The 18,072-nt window shown below is 66.3% G+C and carries 11 protein-coding genes; 2 read left to right on the forward strand and 9 right to left on the reverse strand.

Features of this window, described 5'->3' with window-relative positions; all coding sequences use genetic code 11:
• Positions 1-23: 23 nt before the first annotated feature.
• From recD to recC, 3 genes are read right to left on the reverse strand one after another with little or no spacing between them, the layout of a single operon-like run.
• Positions 24-2,036, reverse strand: a complete 2,013-nt coding sequence (gene recD / locus C2L66_RS09570; RefSeq protein WP_060600384.1) for an exodeoxyribonuclease V subunit alpha — start codon at positions 2,034-2,036, stop codon at positions 24-26.
• Positions 2,033-5,752: an exodeoxyribonuclease V subunit beta gene (gene recB / locus C2L66_RS09575; RefSeq protein ID WP_060600382.1), complete on the reverse strand. Its 3,720-nt coding sequence runs from the start codon at positions 5,750-5,752 to the stop codon at positions 2,033-2,035. The genes recD and recB overlap by 4 nt, the downstream gene beginning before the upstream one ends.
• Positions 5,749-9,117, reverse strand: coding sequence for an exodeoxyribonuclease V subunit gamma (gene recC / locus C2L66_RS09580; protein ID WP_060600381.1), 3,369 nt, complete (start codon positions 9,115-9,117; stop codon positions 5,749-5,751). The genes recB and recC overlap by 4 nt, the downstream gene beginning before the upstream one ends.
• A gap of 236 nt (positions 9,118-9,353) precedes the next feature.
• Between recC and C2L66_RS09585 the strand changes: the two genes are divergently transcribed.
• Entirely contained in the window at positions 9,354-11,780 is a 2,427-nt protein-coding gene (locus C2L66_RS09585; RefSeq protein WP_060600379.1) for an FUSC family protein, read from the forward strand.
• A 35-nt stretch (positions 11,781-11,815) separates the two neighbouring features.
• Here the strand turns inward: C2L66_RS09585 and C2L66_RS09590 are convergent, their stop codons facing one another.
• Positions 11,816-12,019 carry a hypothetical protein gene (locus C2L66_RS09590; protein WP_060600377.1) on the reverse strand — a complete coding sequence of 68 codons (204 nt, stop codon included), beginning with the start codon at positions 12,017-12,019 and terminating at the stop codon, positions 11,816-11,818.
• A 134-nt stretch (positions 12,020-12,153) separates the two neighbouring features.
• Complete coding sequence (locus C2L66_RS09595; RefSeq protein WP_036004599.1) at positions 12,154-12,636, reverse strand: Lrp/AsnC family transcriptional regulator; 483 nt, start codon at positions 12,634-12,636, stop codon at positions 12,154-12,156.
• A gap of 132 nt (positions 12,637-12,768) precedes the next feature.
• Here C2L66_RS09595 and C2L66_RS09600 point away from each other — a divergent pair, with 132 nt between their 5' ends.
• Positions 12,769-13,401, forward strand: coding sequence for a cysteine dioxygenase family protein (locus C2L66_RS09600; RefSeq protein ID WP_082670333.1), 633 nt, complete (start codon positions 12,769-12,771; stop codon positions 13,399-13,401).
• Between the two features lie 88 nt (positions 13,402-13,489).
• On the opposite strand, the gene C2L66_RS09605 is transcribed toward C2L66_RS09600, so the two are convergent.
• The 4 genes from C2L66_RS09605 to C2L66_RS09620 all read right to left on the reverse strand — a co-directional run bounded on the left by C2L66_RS09605 (position 13,490) and on the right by C2L66_RS09620 (position 18,045).
• Positions 13,490-16,120, reverse strand: a complete 2,631-nt coding sequence (locus tag C2L66_RS09605; RefSeq protein WP_060600375.1) for a mechanosensitive ion channel family protein — start codon at positions 16,118-16,120, stop codon at positions 13,490-13,492.
• A gap of 183 nt (positions 16,121-16,303) precedes the next feature.
• The gene (locus C2L66_RS09610) at positions 16,304-16,951 is read right to left on the reverse strand and encodes an NAD(P)-dependent oxidoreductase (RefSeq protein ID WP_060600373.1); all 648 of its coding nucleotides are present in this window, start codon (positions 16,949-16,951) and stop codon (positions 16,304-16,306) included.
• Between the two features lie 115 nt (positions 16,952-17,066).
• On the reverse strand, positions 17,067-17,525 hold the full coding sequence (locus C2L66_RS09615) for an Rrf2 family transcriptional regulator (protein WP_060600371.1): 459 nt from the start codon (positions 17,523-17,525) through the stop codon (positions 17,067-17,069).
• 106 nt (positions 17,526-17,631) lie between these two features.
• On the reverse strand, positions 17,632-18,045 hold the full coding sequence (locus C2L66_RS09620; RefSeq protein ID WP_054930240.1) for a hypothetical protein: 414 nt from the start codon (positions 18,043-18,045) through the stop codon (positions 17,632-17,634).
• Positions 18,046-18,072: the final 27 nt, after the last annotated feature.

An 18,072-nucleotide genomic window follows, 5' to 3' on the forward strand; every position in this document is an offset into this window, starting at 1 on the left:
GTCACGTCACCCCGCACGTCCTCTCACCCGTCATTTCGCATCGCCTCGACGATTCGCGCGGCAAGCCCGGAGTCGCGCTGCGTCGGCGTGGCGATCGCACGCATCAGCACGGCCCGTGAGCCGACCACCTCGACCCGCTCGCGCGCCCGCGTGACGGCCGTATAAACGAGTTCGCGCGACAGCACCCGGCTGAACGTGGACGGCAGCATCAGCACCGCATGTTCGAACTCCGAGCCTTGCGACTTGTGCACCGTGAGCGCGAAGGCCGTGTCGTGCGGCGGCAGCGCCGCGGGCGACACCGCGCGCAGGCTGCCGTCCGCGCCACGGAAAAACACCCGCAACGCGCCGTCCGCGCCGGGCAGCGCGATGCCGATATCGCCATTGAACAGACCCAGCGCATAGTCGTTGCGCGTGACCATGATCGGCCGGCCCGCGAACCATTGCGCGCCGACGGCCATCGGCACGCGCGCGATGCGCCGCACCTGCGCGGCCATCGCGGTATTCATCTGTTCGACGCCGCGCGAACCGAGTCGCGTCGCGCACAGGATACGAAAGCGATTGAGCGCGTCGAACAGCGCCAACGCGTGCGAGGCCGCGCCCGCCGCGCCGCCGGCGAGCGCCGTTGCGAGCGCGTCCGCGTAGGGCGCAAAGCCGGCCGCGAGCCGCTGGATCGTGCGCTCGGCTGGCACGGCATCGGCGTCCTGGTGAAATGCGGCCGCGCAGGGCTCGACGGGATCGATATGCAGCACGTCGAGCGCGTCCTGAGCCGCGCCGCGCCGGATCGCGAGCGACAACCGCCCGATCGCCGACTCCAGCCCGAAGCGATAGTTACGTTCGAGCCATACGACGCAGTCCGCAAGCGGCGCCGGTTGCGCATCCGGCATGGACGACGGCAGGTCGGACGGCATGCCGAACAGGTCGTCGAAAAGCGGTTGGGTGTCTCCCGGCGGCGCATCGTCGTCGCGGCCCGTGGGCAACGCGTCACGCAAACGGCGCTCGTCGATTCCCAGTGCCGTCGCGATCGAGCCGACGCCCTTCGCCGTGAACGCGGGTTGCGCGCTCAACTCGGCGAACACGGCACCCGCTTCGACGGCTGCGAGTTGATCCTTGTCGCCGAGCATCACGAGATGCGTGTCAGGTGCGAGCGCATCGAACAGATGCGTCGCCATCGCGACGTCGATCATCGATGCCTCGTCGATCACGATCACGTCATATGGCAACGGGTTGTCGCGATGATGACGGAAGCGCCCATTCGGCCCGGTGCCCAGCAACCGATGCAACGTAAACGACGTTTGCGGCAGACGCGCGGCGAGTTCCTGCGGCAACGAACTGGCGCGCGCGAGCAGCGCCTCCTGCATCCGCTGGGCGGCCTTGCCCGTCGGCGCGGCGAGCGCGATACGCAAGTCCGCGCGCGCGTCCAGCAGACAGGCGAGCACGCCGACGACCGTGGTCGTCTTGCCCGTGCCCGGACCGCCACTGACGATGGTCAGCCGCCCGGACAGCGCCATCACGGCGGCCACGCGCTGCCAGTCGATCTGGTCGTCCTGTGGTTCACCGAAATAACGCAGCAACCTGTCGCGCAAACCTCGAGATGACATGCCCGCCGACACGGCATCTCGATCCGCGCCTCGCGCATGTCCGACGAGCGACTGCGCAAGCCGCCTTTCATAGTCGTAGTAACGCGCGAGATAAAGCCGCCCTTGCCCATCGACGACGAGCGGGCGCAACGCATGCGCCGGCTGCACGCCGTCGCTCGCGACACCGCTCGCGAGCAATGCGTCGCGCACCGGCGCGACCTCGGCGTCGTAGCGCTGCGCGAGTTCGTCGAGCGGCACGCACACGTGCCCTTCCGATGTCGCACGGCTCGCAGCGAACGCGGCGCGCGCGGCCCAGCGCACGCTGTCCGCCGACGCGCCGCCGCGTTGCGCAAGCGCGCTCACGCGACGCGCGAAGCCTTCGGCGAGCGCCGTGCTGAAATCCGCGGGCGCGGGGACATTGACCTCGACATCGGGCAACGGCTGATCGAATGTGCTCATTGCGCGCCTCCGTCCATCAATGCATCGAGCGCCACGACGAGCGCGTGGTCCGGCCGCCGTGCATGCACGCCGGCCGCGTGTTCACCGTGTTGCCAGCCGGGCCGCACGCCGCGCACGAACAGATACAGATAGCCGCCGATGTGCGTGTCATAGTCATAGTTCGCGAGCCTCAGCCGCAGATAGCGATGCAGCGCGACGACATACAGCAGCGCCTGCAGGTGATACGCCTGGCTCGCCATCGCTTCGTCGAGCGGCGCGGCGGCGTAGTCCTCGGGCGTGTCGCCGAGATGGTTCGACTTCCAGTCGACCACCCAGAAGCGCCCCTCGTGCTCGACGATCATGTCGATGAAACCTTTGACGAAGCCACGCAGCGCGCCCGGCTCCAGCGCGACATCGGGGAAGCCATGCGCGGCGAGCAACGCGCGCAACGCGGGAAAGTCCAGCGATGCCGCCGAGAACAGAAACTCCATCTCGTTGAGCCGGCGCTGCGGATCGAGCGCGGCGAGCGTCATGCCGGGCACGAGTTCCGTGCTCACGATATCGGCGAGCAAGCGGTGCATCATTGCAGGCAAACGTTGCGCGAGCTCGGGCTCGGCAGGCGCTGGGCGCTCATGCAGCGCGCGCTCGATTGCGTGCGGCCACGTACTGCGGTCGGAGAAATCCGCGAGTTCGAACATGCGGTGCAGACACTCGCCCGCCGCCGGGCCGCGCGGAAACGCGAGGATGTCGTCGGGCGAGAGTTCGACGGGCGCGGTGACGACATCGAAAACGGGCGCGTGCGGTTCGCCCGTCGCGATGTCCGCCAGTTCGTCGTGGTCCGGACGCGCTTCTTCGCTGCCTGCTGACGCATCGTCGGTGCGCGAACCCGCCGCGATCAGCGAGCTGAAGCTCGCCATGCGCCACGTGTCGCGCAATGCGCGCTGGTTCATGCGCGCGCGCATCCGGGCGTTGCTGTCGGCCACGCTTTCCAGCGGCACCCGACGCGTAACGGACGGCAGATCCGCGATCGCCACGGGGTCGCCTGACAGCGCCTCCCAATGCTGATAAACCGAGTCGTCATCGAGCGGCTTGGCGAGCCATTCATCGAAATCGCGGGCTTTGCCCGCCACGAGCCAGTTCAACACGCTGCGCGCCGATTCCTTCGTCGATCTCGACGCCAGATACGCGCCCGCCACCAGATAACAGCGATACACGGCCCGCGTCAGCGCGACATAGATCAGCCGCGCGCGCTCGGCCGCCTGTTCGCGCATCGCCTGGCGGTTCGCGTGATCGGCCTGCTCGTCGTCGCTGCCGTAGTGAAGCACGGCCGAACCGTCGTCATCGTGATATTCGAGCGCATCGGGCAGGACGGTCGCGTACGGCTCGCGCAGGCGGCCGTCATTGAGAAACGGACAGAACACGACCGCGTATTCAAGGCCCTTTGACTTGTGCACGGTGACGATCTGCACGAGGTTGCGGTCCGATTCGAGCCGCAGTTGCGCTTCTTCGCCGCCCCGCCCGCTTTCCGCGCGTTGCGCGGCGAGCCAGCGCAAGGTCGGGGCGATGCCCGGCTGTGTCGCGGCGCGCGCCTGCACGAGTTCGGCCAGATGGTTGACGTTGGTCAGCCGCCGCTCGCCTTCCGCGCCCTCGACCAGCCGCTGCGCGACGCGCAGTTCGCGCATCAGCGTGCGCCACATGACGGCGAAGCCGCGCTCGTGCCACAGCATCCGGTAGCGCGAAAAACGCTCGACCCAACTCATTGCATCGACAGCGCGCGCGGCGTCGCCCGATGTCGGCGAAGCCTCGTCGACCTGTTCGAGCCGCCACAGCGTGGCGGCATCGAGACCGAACCAGTCGGTCGCGAGCGCGGCCCGCAGGCGGCGCAAGTCGCCTGGTGTATCGACAGCGGCCAGCACGCGTTCGATCTGCTCGGCGTCGAGCGATTCGAACACCGATGCCTGCGCCAGCTCGACGCTGCCCACGCCCCACGCGGACAACACACGTTTGATCAGGCTGCCCTGCTTGTGCGTCTGCACGAGCACGGCGATGTTGCCGGGCGCGAGCGGCTTGTCGCCGATCATGACGCTGCCTTCGCGCGCCCCGCGCAACAGACGCACGATCTCCGCCGCGCACGCCTCGCTCGCCGCGCGCTGCGCGTCGCGCTTGCTCAGCACCGCGTCGCCTTGCGGCAGCGTCCACACGCGGAAGTCGCCGCCCGCCGCGCCGTCGCGGTCGACGAGCGGCGGCCGCTGCCGCTCGCCCGCTCGCACAGGTTGATAGTCGAGCCCTTCGAGCACGAACGCCCGCGCGTTCGCTCCGAAAATGCGGTTGCATGCTTCGACGATGGGCGCCGTCGAACGCTGATTGACGGCGAGCGTGTATCGCGCCGACGCCTGCGCACGCGCCGCGAGATACGTGTGCAGATCGGCCGCGCGAAAACTGTAGATGGCCTGCTTCGGATCGCCGACCAGAAAGAGCGGCCCCTTCGGCGCAAAGATGCGATTGAAGATTGCGAACTGCAGCGGATCGGTGTCCTGAAACTCGTCGATCAGCGCCGCGGGATAGCGCGCGCGCAACGCGTCCGCGAGCCACACGTGACTGGCCAGCGCGCGATACAGGTTCGACAGCAGGTCGTCGAACGACACGACGCGGCGCGTGCGCTTTCTTGCCGTCAGTTCGTGCGGCGCGTAGTCGAGCCACTTCTGCACCAGCCCGAGCCAGCGCGCACGCTGGGCGGCTTCCGCCGCGAGCGAGGCTGCGGCCAGTTCGTCGGCTGCGTTGAAGAACGCATGCGCGGGCGGCTCAAAGTTCTTTTTCGTGCCTTTCGTCAACGCGGTGGCCGTCAGTTTGAGCGCGACTTTCGGCGGCGCCGCGTGACAGTCGTCCTGGGCGAAATAGTCGCTCCACGCGCTGATCGCGGCGCTCACCGTTTCGGCCTTGTGCGAGGTCTTGCTCAGACGCTCCTGCACCTGTTCGAGCAGACGCACGATGTTGTCGCGCTCGGCGTGCCACATCTCGCAGGCTTCGTCGAAGCGCGCCTGCATATCGTTCGGCGCACCTTCGGCTGCACCGACATCGCCCCAGCGCAATTGCGCAAGCGGCTTCTTCAGCCGCCGCGCAAGCTGTTCGTCGAGCGAGGCAGGCCCCGCGCCCTTTTCGACCAGCCACGCCGCAAACGACCGATGCGCCGCCGCAACGGGTTCGACCTGCTCGCGCCAGAAGTCGGCGGCCAGTTCGAAACGCAACGCAGCGTCGTCCGCTTCCATGTCGAACGCGAACGGCATCGCCGCGGCAAACGGCGCTTCCTGCAACGCGCGCTGACAGAACGCGTGAATCGTGTGGATGGCTGCCTGATCGAAGGTGCGCAACGCGCGGCGCACCGTCTTCGCAGCCGCTTCGAGGTCGATGCCGCGCGCTTCGGAAAGCGTCGTTTCGAACAGCCTGACGATGAACGGATCGCCGCCATCGTCGCCCGTTTCGATCGCGCGCTGCACTTCAGCGAGACGCCCGCGAATCCGTTCATGCAACTCGGCCGTCGCCGCTTTCGTAAATGTCACGACGAGAATCTGATCGGCGCTCAGATTCTTCTCCAGCAACAACCGCACATAGAGCGCGCAGATATTCCATGTCTTGCCCGTTCCCGCCGATGCCTCGATCTGATTGACGCCGTCGAGATCGCACGCGAACACATCGAGCTCGTGCGCCGCGGGCGCATGCATCCATGCCGTCCCGCTCATGATGCGCTCCTCAGATGCGCGACCAGCGGCTTGAAGACGATCGCGGCGAGTGTGCCGAACGGCTCGTCGAGTGTGAGCGGCGCGCCGCGAAACGCGATGCGCAACGCAGCGTCATCGGACTCGCCGCGCACGCGGTCGCTGATCCATGCGCCTTGCGCGGCGGAATCGCCGTCGCTGATCTTCGCCCATGCGCTCTTCGGGAAAAAGCGCAGCGGAAAGGCGCGCCCGGCGCTGAACAACGCGGCAAGCGGCGCCAATTGATCCAATGGATTTTCGACGGGTGCAAGTTCGAACGACTCGCCGCTTGCATGCCATACCGTACGACGCGGACCGTCGGGCAACGCCGCGCAATAGACGAGATGCGACAGCCACGCGGACAGATAATCGCGCGCCGTGGGCCGCGCGTAACGGAACACGACCTGCCCCGTCGGCGTCAGCAGATTGAGCGTGCCTTGCAGTTGCAATGGACCTTCCGATGTTTTGCGCAATGCTGTTTCATAAGGGCCGAAGAGCGCGATGTCGCCCGTGGCGGGCCAGCGCGCGTGGATGTCGAGCGAAAACGGCAGGCGCGTGACGCCCGACGCCACTTCGCGCCGCACGCGGTCAGCAAGGCCGCGCAACGCCGATAGCTCGCGCGTACGCCATACCGCGCCCGTCGCGCCGCCAGGCAACTCGGGGCTCGCTTCCGCGACGCGCTGCACGCGCTCGAACGCCGCACTGTCGAAGTCCGTATCGAGCAGCGCGGGCAACAGCCGTTCGGCCAATGCATCGCGGCCCGCGAAGTCGAGTTCGAACGGCTCCATATCGAGCAGCTCGCCCTGTGCATCGGAAAGCACGATGCCGAGCCGGTCGCGCAACAACGCGCGCGCGGGATGCCGCCAGAAACGCTGGAAGTCGTCGAACGGCACGGGTTCGTTCGGCACAGCGGGCAGCGGCGCATCGAAGAACGGCGCGGGCGTCTCGCCGGACGGTGCGGCGAGCAATGCGGCCAGTTCCGCGCGGTCGGTGTCGTACGTGAACAGGCCGCTCTTCGCGTTGAAGTAGTCCGACGCGAAAGGCTGCAAAGGATGCTCGACGATGAACGCGCGCCGCGCCGCGTCGAGTTCGGCAGGCGACGCGTCCTCATCGGACGAAACCCGCGCGAGGTGATCGAGCAGTTCGTCGACGAGCGCGGCGGGCGGCAACGGCGCGTTGTCGCGAATGCTGCGCCCCGTGTACGCGATCATCAGGCGATCTTGCGCAGCGAGCAGCAGATCGAGGAACAGGTTGCGCTCGTCGTCGCGCCGCTGGCGGTCGCCGGCCTTGCCGAACTCCGCCATCAGGTCGAACTCGTCGGCGCGCGCGAGGCTCGGCAACACACCGTCGTCCATGCCCAGCATGCAGACGATTCTGAACGGCAAGCCACGCAGGCTCGTCAGTGATGAGAACGTGACGCTGCCCCACGGCACGCCGCCGCGCGCCGGGTCGTCAAGCGCTTCGGACAGCGACGTGCGCACCACGGCGGCCGGCAATGCCGTGTCGCCCGCGCCTGTGCGCATTGCGTCGCTCATGGCATCGACGGCATCGCGCACGGTGGCGAGGCTGTCCGCGAAATCGACGCCGCCGTCGAAGCAGCGGCCCAGCACTTCGAGCAGCAACTGCGTCCACTCGACGGGCGTCATGTCGTCGGCGCAACGGCGCGCGAACGCATCGACGTCGTCGACAAAGCTCGCAAGACGCCCGAGCAATTCCGCGTCCGAGCCGTCCGCGCCTTCGACGGGCAGCCAGGCATCCACCGGCTGGCCTCCTTCGGGCATCGCGTAGCCGAGAAAGAGGCGCGTGAGCGCGTCGGCGAAGGTGTGACGCGCGACGGGAGTCGCGCTGTCGGCAGGCGGCACGGGCGCCAGACCGCGCCGCGCGCCCGCTGCCGCGAGCCATTCCTGAATGTCTTCGAGCGCCGCCGCGTCGATGCCGTAGCGCGCGGCGATCGCATCGACACGCAGCCATTCGATCAGCTCCGGCGCGCCGACATTGCGCTCGGGCAACGCGAGCCAGTCGAGCAGCACGCGCGCCACAGGGTTCGCCTGCGAAGGCGGCAAACCGGTGATGCGATATGGAATGCGGCGCGTGTCGCCCGAGGGCGCGGTGCCGAACACGGCGTCGATCAGTGGACCGGCCGCGCCGAGATCGGGCAACGTGACGAGCACATCGGAAGGCTGCAGATCGTCGAACTCGTCGAACCAGCCCAGCAGGCGGTCGTGCAGCACTTCGAGCTGGCGCGCAAGGCTATGGCACACATGCACTTCGATGCCGCGTTCGTTTGGCTGCGCGTCGAGATCGCGCTCGTCGCGCAGATCCAGCATGCCGTTCTGCACAGCGGCGAGCCACGTCGGCGCGGCGTTTTCGGCGAAGTACGAGGCCTCGGCCGAGGCCGCGCTTTCCGTCAGCTCGTGCAGCATGTGAAGCTGCGCCTGCGTCTGGCGCGCCCATTCGGCGAGCAGCGGATGGCCGACTTCCTGATAGTCGAGCTGGCCCGCCGCATCGAGCGCCTCGACGCGCCCCACGCTGACGATGTCGAACCAGAACTCGCGGCACGGGTTCATCGCGTACACGCGCACATCGATCCAGCGCGACAGCTCGCGCAGCAACGCGATATGCAAAGGCGGCATGGTCGGCAGCGCGAACACGCTGACCGACTCGGGCCACCCCGCTCGCGCGATCGCGTCGAGATCGAGCGAGCGCACTTCGTCGAGAAAGCGGTAGGCAGGCGGCGTAGCGGCCTGCGCGGAATGCGCGTCGCCGGCGACCTCGCCGAGCAGCGTGCGCCACAACGCGCCCTGCCAGTGTTCGTCCTCGCGAGCCGCGGCGCTCGCGCCCGTCAGACGCGGGCCGGCGTCGTCCGCTGCGCCGCTTGCGAAGATGGAACCGCCCTTCTGCCATTGCAACAGCCATTCGGGACGATAGGTCAGATAGTGGTCGAGCACCGTCGCGACGCGGCGTGCGAGTTCGTAGCGCATCGGTGCGTCGGCGGCATCGAGGTAGCTGCGCAGACGCGGCGACGCATTCCACGGCCGCGCTTCATCGGCGTCGCCGAGCAGACGGTAGCAGCGCCACACCAGCCGGTCCGGCGAGAAAGGCGAACTCTTCGGCACGTCTTTGATGACGCCGCCGATCTGCGTCCACAGCCATTGCGCAAGGTAACTGAACTCGATGTTGGCGCACACGCCTTGACGCGCGGCGATATCGAGTTCCAGCCGCCGCCGCACGGCCGCGCTCGGCACGATCACAGGTTGCGCCGTCCACGGACTGGAAGGCGTGGCAGCCAGTCCGTCGAGCAGCGCGCCGACGAGCACATCGTACCGGTTGGAATAGAAAAGCTGGAGCATGGAATGGCTTGGAACAGGCGGCGCCGCGCTCGTGCGCAGGCCGTGTGAAGAAACGATGCGACAGCATAACAAACGCGTTCGCAGACACGAAACCTGGCCATCCGGCAGATGGTCCGGGCGGGGGTAAATCAGTTAGACTCGACGGCAGTTCAAGCGGGCGGAAGCCGCGAATGTCGGCCCGGAAAGCCGGCCCACGCTGCATCATCAACATATAGACACGAGACACCAGGCGGTCGATGCGCTATTCAGTCGAAATCAAGAAATTTCTGTATAGCCAGTACTTTTATGGCGGCTTGCGCATCGCAGTGGGCGTGTCGCTGCCCGCCGTCCTTTGCCTGATCGTCTTTCACAACCGCGAGCTCGGCTTCACGATCGCCACGGGTGCGCTCGGCGCGTGCGCCGTCGACATGCCCGGCCCGCTCAAATACAAGCACAACGAGATGCTCGCGTGCAGCGTGATCGGCTTTCTCGCCGCGCTCGCCACCGGGCTCGCGACCGTCAATCCCGTCGCGCTGTGGTGCACCGTCGTGCCGCTCACCTTCGTGCTGTCGCTGATCGTCGTCTACGGCAACCGCTGGCCGCAGATCAGCTTCGCGACGCTCTTCATGATGGTCGTCACACTCGAAGAGCACTTCACGCCCATGCAGGCGCTCATCAACGCGTCGTGGATACTCGTGGGCGGACTGTGGTTCACGTACTGGTCCACCCTCGTGAGCCGCTGGATGATGTACCGGATCGAGCAGCAGGCGCTGGCAGAGAGCGTGTTCGCGCTCGCCGACTATCTGCTCGCGCGCGCGGACTTCTTCGACCTGGACAACGATCTCGACGAGTGCTACCGCAACCTGGTCGCGAAGCAGATCGCAGCCGTGGCCATGCAGGACGCCGCGCGCGACATCGTGCTGCGCAATCTGCCCAAGCTGAAAAGCGGCCGCTTGCCGCCGCGCCGCGCGACGCTCTTCAACCTGTTCATCCATACCGTCGATCTGCACGAGCAGTTCGTCGGCGCACATACCGACTATCCGCTCGTGCGCAATACGTTCGGCGGTTCTGACCTGCTGATCTTTTATCGCGACCTGATCCGCAAGGCGGCCGCGGACCTCGAAGACATCGGCCTCGCCGTGCTGCAAAACGAGCCGCCGCGCGCGCGGATCAACGTGAAGGCGGAGTTGCGCGCGATCGAATTCGAAATCGAGCAGATGCGCAAGCAGGACTTGCCGAAGAAAAATCCCGAAGCCTACTCGGCCGTCTCGGCCTCGTTCAGACGCGTCTGGAGCGCGACGCGGCTGATCGACCGGATGCGCAAGAACCTCGCGAACGAAGAAAGCACGAAGGAAACCGATCTGCGCATCGACCAGGCGCTGACGCGCTTCGTGTCGAGCCGCCGCGTGCCGTACGGCTCGATCTTCTCGAACCTGACGATGGCGTCGCCCAGCTTCCGGCATGCGTTGCGCATGACGATCGCCGTCGCGATCGGCTTCTGGCTCGGGCGCCTGTTGCCGCTCACCAATGCCTACTGGATCGTGATGACGACCGTCATCATTCTGAAGCCCGGTTACTCGCTGACCAAGCAGCGCAATGGACAGCGTATCGTCGGCACGCTGATCGGCTGCGCGGCGAGCATCGCGCTCATCATGAGCGTGAAGGAACCACATATCCTCATCATCGTGATGTTCGCATGCATGGTGATGAGCTACAGCCTGCTGCTGTTCAACTACACGGCGAGTGTCGTGTTCACGTCGTCTTACGTGCTGCTGATGTTCCATCTGCTTGCGCCGGGCAGCCTGCATATCATCGGCGAGCGCGCGATCGACACGGTCGTCGGCTGCGCGATCGCGATCGCGGCGAGTCATCTGTTCCCGTACTGGGAATATCGGCTGATGGGCAAGCTCGTCAACGACATGATAGCGGCCATGCGCAGCTATCTGGAAGCAAGCTGGTGGTGGGGAGACAAGCCGGCCGCTTCCGTCATCGCGCCATCCGCGCTGACGGAAGCAGCGGCGCTGGCGCCCGCCGTGGCCGTCGCGGAGATTGCTGCGAGCGGCGTTGGCGGACTCATGGAAGCGTCCGGCAATGCAGTTGCGTCGGGATCAGCGGCGGGATCGGCTGCTTCCCCAGGCGTTGCTAACAGGACGTCCGCCCCGACGCCCGCCGCCGCTGCCGCCGCAAGCGCGCTCGACCGCGACTATCGATACCGCCTTGCGCGCAAGAACGTGCATGTCGCGTTCGCCAATCTCGGCCAGGCGTTTCAACGAATGATGCTCGAGCCCAAGTCCGCGCAAAAGTTCGTGCCGGAACTGAACGACCTGCTGGTGCGCTCTCACGTGCTCGCGTCGCAGATCACGGCGGTGGCGCCGTTGCTGCGCACGTCGTCCCAGCAGATGGGCGGGCCGTCGCATCAGCCGCTGCAGCGCGCGCTGACGGTGATACGCGACAACCTTGCGAACGCCGAGGAAGGCGAGCCGCCTCCCGCCGACCAGGTGGACATTTCAAAGCAGTTGACGCGTGAACTCGACGCGATGGTGGTCGAAGCGGAGCGTTCGCCCGACTACACGCCCGATGCCGTGCATGATCTGAAACTGCTCGCGCATCAGTGCAAGCAGATGCTCGCCGCGTCGTTTCAGATCCGCAAGGATGCGGGTGTGATCCGCTTGCCCGAGAACTGAGCGGGTTGACAAGCGAGTGAGTGAGCGGGTCGCGCTTACTGCGACGCACCCTTTGCCGCATTCACGGCAGCCGCCGCCGCGGAGGCCGCCGACGCCGTCGAATCAGCGGGATTGTCGCGGTCGTACTCGCGCTTTTCGGAGATCGCGTTGTAGAGAATCGTCGCGATGACCAGCAACACGACAACGACGATAAACACTGCGATGCCAAGCGTCGGGTTCTTCTTGCGCGGATCGTTCATGAGTCGGGCTCTGCTGGCAGGTGGATGCGGCAAAGCGGGCATTCTACGCCGAAGCACCTTGCACGCGGCTTGCAGCCCGGCATGCGCGCGCGTTCACGGAACAGGCTCGCCGCGACGCCGGGCAAGCCGCCAAGCTAGCGGCTTTCCGCAACCACGGACGCCCGCACCGGCAACGCCGTCGAATACTTGATCTGTTCCATCGCGAAGCTGGAACTCACGTCGTAGAGCGGCACGGCGCGGATCAGTTGCTTGTAGACGCGGTCGTAATCGTCGATATCCGAGACGACGACACGCAGCAGATAGTCGGTCTCGCCGCTCATCCGGTAGACCTCGACCACTTCGGGAATGTCCTGCACCGCGCGCGTGAAATCCTGCGCCCAGGCTTCCGTGTGCTGGTTCGTGCGTACGGCGACGAACACCGTCGTGCCGACCCCGAGTTTGCGCGGATCGCACAGCGCGACTTGCGCACGGATCACGCCCGCTTCCTTGAGCCGCTGCACCCGTTTCCAGCATGGCGTTTGCGACAGGTTCACCCGTGCCGCGAGTTCGGCGATCGGCATCGTCGCGTCTTCCTGCAGGAGTTCGAGCAGCCGCCGATCAATGATGTCCATTCCCATCTTTCCACCCAGATAGAAAATTATTCTATTTCTCGTTGAGACGAGGGAATTATATGAAAACTCTTTCTCCGCGCAAATGGGTATAAATGAGGGCAGTCCCGACCTCGAAAAACAACGCCAGCGGAGCCTTCCATGAACCCGTCAGCCGGCCTGATCACACGCGAATCCGCGTTGGCCGAAACCACTTCCGTCACCTGCGCCATGCCCGCTGCAGGTGCGATCTCACAACTGTGCGCGACGCTCGACGCGGCTTTCGACGCCTGCGCCGGCACCGATGATCCGTCGCGGCACGCGGCCTTCGCGCGCGGCGTACGCGCGGCGCTTGCCGAAGCTGCCGCCGATGCCTCGCTGCTCACCGACGCGCAACGCGAAGGCGCCGCCGCCTGCTATCGCCGCCATCTGCTTGCCGCCGATCCGCAAGGCCGCTATGCAATCGCTGCGCTCGTCTGGATGCCCGGCCAGGCAAGCCCGGTTCACGCGCATCACACGTGGTGCGGTTACGCCGTGATCGATGGCGTGTTGACGGAAACCCTCTACCACTGGAACGCGGACACCGGCTGCGCGACACCCGCGCGCGACCAGATGCGCGAGCCGGGCGCCGTGTCGTTCACGCGCTCGGGCCGCACCGGCGTCCATCGGCTCGGCAATTGCAGCAGCGGCACCGCCGTCTCGCTTCACATCTACGGCGTGCCCGGCGAACAGATCACGACCCACGTGAACGACATCGTGCGCGTCGCCGATAGCGTGCAGGCCGTTGCCGCCTGAACGCCGCGTCGTTCTCGTGGTACGCATCAAACGAAAGGCGTCACGCTGGAATGCGTGACGCCTTTCTCGCCAGAACCTTCCTTCTCTGTCACGTCTTTCCGCCGTCGCCCGCCGTTGGAATCTGCGGCGGCACGGCGGCCGTTTGCCCCGTCGACGGCGGCGCCGGACGCGGCTCGTGCGACACGTCGCGCGCGGGCGGCATCGGGCCGCCCTTCTTCGGCCTGAACGGCGCCGTCGTGCCCATTGTCGTGCCCGTCGCGGACTCGCGCGCGTGGTCCGCGCGGTGCGCGTGCTCTTCGTCCCGCAACATCTCGCCCACTTCGTCGCCGCTCGACGTATGCACGCGCATCTGCGGCACGGGAATCTCGATACCCGCTTCGTCCATCTTGCGCTTCAGACGCAGGTTGAAAGCGCGCGCCACGCTCCACTGCTGCAGCGGCCGGGTTTTGATCTGTCCTTTGACGACCATCCAGTTCGGGTCGAAGCGGTCGAGCCCCCACACTTCGACGGGGCCGAGCATCTCGCGCCGGTAACGGAAATCGGCCATCAGGTCCGCGCCGACGGCACGGATCAGTTGCGTCACCTCGTCGACATCGGCGGAAAACGGCACGCGCACTTCGAACACCGCATAGGCGAAATCGCGCGACAGGTTCTTCACGATCTTGATCTGCGAGAACGGTATGGCGTGGATCGCGCCCTGGCCGTCGCGCAGCCGCACGGTGCGGATCGACAGATACTCGACCGTGCCCGCGTGTCCGCCGTCGATGTCGATCCAGTCGCCGACCGAGATCGTGTCTTCGATGATGATGAACAGGCCCGTGATCAGATCGCTCACCAGCGACTGCGCGCCGAAGCCGATCGCCAGACCGATCACGCCCGCACCCGCGAGCAGCGGTGTCACGTTGATGCCGAGATTGGCCGCCGTGACGATGCCCGCGATGGTCAGGATCGAGACGAGCACCACGTTGCGCACCAGCGGCAGCATCGTGCGCGCACGCATGCTCGGGTTCTTCGACTTGTTGCGCGGACCGCTCGGGTTGACGGCTTCCTGGATCGCCGTGTCGATCAGAATCCATACGAGCCACGACACGAACACCGTGATCAGGATCGCCGTCAGCGCGTGCGCGATGCCGCGCGCCGTGACGCTTTCTTCGATGATCTGCGCGAGCGACACGTCCCACAGGCGCGACGCGAATTCGAAATACGCCAGCCAGACGAACAGCGTGATCAGCGTGCCCGCGAAACGCAACAGCCGCGTCAGATAGGGCGAACGGCGCCGGCGGCGCGTATTGCGCGGGCGCGTCACGCGCAGCACGATGGCCGACAGGAAGAACGCCAGCACCAGCAACAATGCCGTCACGACGGAAATCTGCAACACGTTCTCGCCGCTGCCGATACCGCCGATCGTCGCGATCACGGAAGCGGTCGCCAGCACGAGCATCGGCACGTGCCAGAGCGACGCGAGCACTTCGAAGCCGTCGGTAGCGGCCTTGTGATCGTGCCGCTGTTCGTAAGCGCGATTGCGGATCAGATGCGCGACGGGACGGCGAAACGCGAGCGCGAAGTACGCGGTCAACACCGCCGCCGTCATGTTCGAGACGGTCGACACCAGCGCCGCGAGATTCGTCCCGAGTTCATGCGCGACGTCGTAATTGACGGCGGCATCGCCGAGCGCGCTGCAGATGCCGATCGCGAACAACGGCCGGCGCGCCTGCTCGATCAGCGCGCGCACGGCGGCGCGTCGATGGCCCGAGCCGAACAGCGAGAACATGATCAGGCAGATCGCCGAGAACACGGCGCCCGCGACGATCGCATACGCGATCACCATCGCGATCGTGCGGCCGAGCGAATCGGGCATCGAGCGCACGAACATCAGCGCGGCGACGAACGCGACGATCCACGGCCCGACGCGGCGCAGCGCGAAGATCAGCAGTTCACGCGTGGTGGGATTCGGATCGAGCCGCACGACGATGCCAAAGCGCGCGTGAATCCTGCGCTGCAGGTAAATCAGACCCGCCGCGCACGCGCCCCACCCCGCCAGCACGGCGATCATGTTCAGCAGCACGCGGCCGAAGTGCTCGCGCCCCTGGCTCGTGACGATCGTATAGATTTCGTTGCCCGCCGCGTTGAAGCGGCCGGACCAATAGTTGAGCGGCGAGCGTCCCTGCTGCACGTCGGTTTCGAACGATGCAATGCCCGCAGCGATCGCACCGAGCAGACCGGCGCTAGACGGTGCGCTGGCGGACACGGGCGGCCCGACCGTCTTCGTCGCGTCGCGCAGCTTTTTCAGCTGCGTGACGAGCGCGGTGCGCTGGCGGTCGCTGTCGAGCGTCGTGATCACGCTGTCGAGCGATTTCTCCAGCTCGGCCTGGCTGGCAGGCGACGGCGCCGATGCCGCATCCGCCGCCGACGCGCCCGACGCGGGCGCCGCCGTCGAAACCGTCGCGCTATTGATCAGGCTTTGCAGCGCGGGAATCATCGGCGTGCCCGTCGCCGCGCCCGCGGCGCGTGCGGTGCCCGGCACGCCGAGACACGCGCCAGCAAGCGCGAGGCACAGGCACAGACATAAGGCGGACACGAGTCCGCCCGACCGCGCCCGGCGGCATGCTCCGGCGCGTGAAAAAATTTGGGAAAAAGCACGAAAAACAGCGTCAATCGCCAGAAGCCCGCCGGATGACGGCGCAGCCTGCGATTCACGCCGCGCGAGGCATGACTTCATGGCAATCCGTGACTTTTATGCAAGCAATCTGCATGGGAACGGGAGACGCCAAGTTTAGCGGGTGTCGTCGAGGGAAAGCTCCCCGATGCGTAACCGAATGTTAGTGCACTTGCGCGGCGGCGCGACAGTCGCTCATGCGCGCCGCGCGGCGGATGCGCGGCGCCCGGCGACGTTTCGAAGCCCTCAGTATGCGACAGTCGCAAGCTGATGAACGAAACGGCCCTGCTCCAGCTCGTCGACGAACGCAACGGCGTAGTCTTCCGCCGAAATGCTGCTGTTGCCCTGCGCATCGACGATCAGCGCGTTGGCACCCGTGCGGAACGTGCCTTTGCGCTCGCCCGGCGCGATCAGCGCGGCGGGCGCGAAGAACGTCCAGTCGAGATCGCTGGCGGCACGCAGGATGGGGAGAACGTCGCGGTGCGCCAGCGCGATCGCTTTGTAGGCATCCGGAAAGCCTTCCGTGTCGACCAGTTGCTTGCCGGGCGCCACTTCGAGCGAACCCGCGCCGCCCACTACGACCAGACGTTTGATCCCCGCCGCGCGCGTGCCTTCGACCAGCGCGCGGGTCGCCTTGTCGATCTGCGCGAGATTGTCCTGCGGCGGCGCATACGCGCTCGCGACGACATCGTGTCCGCGCGCCCCGGCCGCGACGCTCGCCGCGTCCGTCACGTCGGCCTGCGCAGCTTTCAGGTTCGCGACATCGGCAGGTGCGCGCCCGGGATTGCGCGAGAAAGCCGTCACCTGATGCCCGCGCCGCGCCGCTTCCGCCGCGATGCGCGAGCCGATCATGCCCGTTGCGCCGAACAGCGCGATCTTCAGTGTCTTGCTCATGTCAATGTTCCTTCCGCTTAAATGTAACTATGTTGATTACATATTTGTTTAAAAAAATCGGGGCGATGCCCCGCACTTCATGCTTGATGCTTCGTGCTACGACTGCGTTCAGCGCTCACCCCGTCGCGGCTTTGCGCTTGCGTTCGCGCGCCCGTTCCGCGCGCACGACGTCGGCCGTCGCGTCGGCCAGCGTGCGCGACGCCAGCGACGCTTCGAGCGCCTGTTGTGCATCGCCGATGATGCCCGTCAGCACCGTCTGGATGTTGCGCCCGACCATGCACGCGGGATTCGGCGTCTCGCGATGCATGGCGAACAGTTGCGCATCGTCGACGGCGCGGTAGATGTCGAGCAGCGTGATGTCCTCGGGCTCGCCCGCCAGCAGCGCCCCACCGCCCGCGCCCAGTTGCGACGTGGTGAGGCCCGCTTCCGCGAGCATCGCCAGCAGACGCCGGATCAGCACGGGATTCGTGTTCACGCTTCCCGCGATCATGTCCGACGACAACGGCACGCCTTCCTGCAACGACAGCAGGGCGAGCACATGAACCGCAAAGGCAAATCGGCTACTCGTATTCACAACGCTAGATCATCCGATGCGCATCAGACGCGCGAATCCCATCGCATCAGCCGGCGGCGATGTGTAATCATCATAGTTACACTTCACACGCCGGTCAAGCGCGGGCTTATTTGTCCATCTGTTTCTGGGCGTCGCTGGATTCGGTGGGCGCGGATTGCGCGCTGGTCGTCGATGCCTCGTTGGACCATTGCTGCAGCTTGCGTCCCGCCGTTTCAAGTCCTGCGCCCGTCGAGCCCATCGCCTTGTTGACAGCAGCGTTGGTCGCGCTGGCAGCGTTGTCCAGATTGGCTCTCGCCTGCGACGCGAGCGCGTTCGGGTCGAGGTTGATCGACGGGCCGGATGCGGCCGCGTCGAGATTCTGTTGCGCCGTGGCCTTCGCGGCGTCGACCTGCTGACCGACATAGCTTGCAGCCTGGTCAAGCTTCTGACCGGCCTGCTGGGAAAGATCGTTGAGCTTCGTCGACGCCTGACCCGCCGATGCATCGTTTTTCTGGCAGGCGGCAAGGCCAGCGAGCAGCATGACAGCAAAGGCAGTAGTACGGACGAG

It is taken from the genome of Paraburkholderia caribensis, from assembly GCF_002902945.1.
Taxonomy (GTDB): domain Bacteria; phylum Pseudomonadota; class Gammaproteobacteria; order Burkholderiales; family Burkholderiaceae; genus Paraburkholderia; species Paraburkholderia caribensis.